At 66.1% G+C, this 1,767-nt stretch carries 1 protein-coding gene and 1 pseudogene; one reads left to right on the forward strand and one right to left on the reverse strand.

Annotated features, from left to right (window positions below; genetic code table 11):
* Positions 1–198, reverse strand: a pseudogene (locus PKH97_RS16380) (IS630 family transposase); the annotation flags it as partial.
* A 119-nt stretch (positions 199–317) separates the two neighbouring features.
* Here PKH97_RS16380 and PKH97_RS16385 point away from each other — a divergent pair.
* Positions 318–1,628: an ISL3 family transposase gene (locus PKH97_RS16385; RefSeq protein ID WP_324388672.1), complete on the forward strand. Its 1,311-nt coding sequence runs from the start codon at positions 318–320 to the stop codon at positions 1,626–1,628.
* Positions 1,629–1,767: the final 139 nt, after the last annotated feature.

Below are 1,767 nucleotides of genomic sequence, written 5' to 3' on the forward strand. Positions count from 1 at the left end.
GTGGGGCAGGATCTCGTCGGCGGTCTTGGTCCAGGTGAATGGGTGGCAGCGGTCGTTCCAGCCTTCGATGAATCGGGTGATGGCTGCGACGAGTTCTTTGACGTTGTCGAAGGATCCGCGTCGGATGGCCTGTCGGGTGATGATCCCGAAGAACACCTCGACGAGGTTGAGCCAGGACCCTGAGGTCGGGGTGAAGTGGCTCTTCCGATTTGAGGGTGTAGCCGGTTGTCGGCGTGGGGGCGTGTCGGTGTCGGGTTGATGGGTCGAGGTCTTCCGATGATGGGAGTTACGACTCTGCCCACTCGAAAGACCTCGACATGTCTGACACTACGTTCACGACCCCGGACCTGACCACTTTCACCGGGGTGGACGATCTCGGCCTGATGGTTGTTGGCCAGCGGTTGGAGCCGGGTCGGGCGGTGTTGTCCTGCCGGGTCCTGGAGCCGGATCAGTGGTGTCGTTGGTGCGGGGGCGAAGGACGTCCACGGGATTCGGTCACCCGCCGGCTTGCGCATGCCCCGTTTGGTTGGCGTCCAACGGTATTGGAGATCCAGGTCCGCCGGTATCGATGCCGCGAGTGCGGGAAGGTGTGGCGCCAGGACACCAGTGCCGCCGCCTCGCCGCGGGCGAAACTGTCCCACCGGGCGGTGCGCTGGGCGTTGGAGGCGCTGGTCACTCAGCATCTGACTGTGGCACGGGTCGCCGAGGCCTTGAACGTGGCCTGGGACACCGCCAACGACGCCGTCTTGGCCGAGGGCCGCCGGGTGCTGATCGAGGACCCGCACCGGTTCGACGGCGTCACCGTGATCGGGGTTGACGAACACTGCTGGCGCCACACCCGCCGCGGCGACAAGTTCGTCACCGTGATCATCGACCTGACCCCCATCCGGGACAAGAGTGGCCCGGCTCGGCTGCTGGACATGGTCGAGGGCCGCTCCACCGAGGCGTTCGCGACCTGGCTGCGCGATCGCGATCAGGCCTGGCGTGAACGGATCGAGGTGGTCGCGATGGACGGGTTCACCGGCTTCAAAACCGCTGCGGCACAAGAACTGCCGGCAGCTGTGGCGGTGATGGACCCCTTTCACGTGGTCCGCCTCGCCGGGGAAGCGTTAGAGGTATGCCGGCGCCGGGTCCAACAAGCCACCACGGGCCACCGCGGACGCAAAGGCGATCCGCTGTACGCCGCGCGCCGAACCCTGATGACCGGGGCCGACCTGCTCACCACCCGCCAACAACAGCGACTAAGCGCGGTGTTCGCCGTCGAGGAGCACGTCGAGGTCGAAGCGACCTGGGGCGTCTACCAGCGCATGATCGCCGCCTATCGCGAACCCGACCGCACCCGCGCCCGCCACGCCATGCGGAACCTGATCACCGCGATCAGCGCCGGCGTCCCCGCCGACCTGAAAGAGATCATCACCCTGGGCCGGACCCTGAAGAAACGCGCCGACGACGTCCTCGCCTACTTCGACCGGCCCGGCACCTCCAACGGACCCACCGAAGCTCTCAACGGCCGCCTCGAACACCTCCGCGGCTCCGCCCTCGGCTTCCGCAACCTCACCAACTACATCGCCCGCTCCCTACTCGAAACCGGCGGATTCAGACCACAACTACACCCTCGTTTGGGATGAGCCCCTTATGCCCCACTTGTGCCCGCGGGCGACAATTGCAGAAGGGCCCTGACCGCGTTTCCGCAGGTCAGAGCCCCAAAGTCAACTGGTCGGGGTGACAGGATTTGAACCTGCGGCCTCTTCGTCCCGAACGAAGCGC

This window comes from Nostocoides sp. (assembly GCF_035343835.1).
GTDB lineage: Bacteria > Actinomycetota > Actinomycetes > Actinomycetales > Dermatophilaceae > Nostocoides_A > Nostocoides_A vanveenii.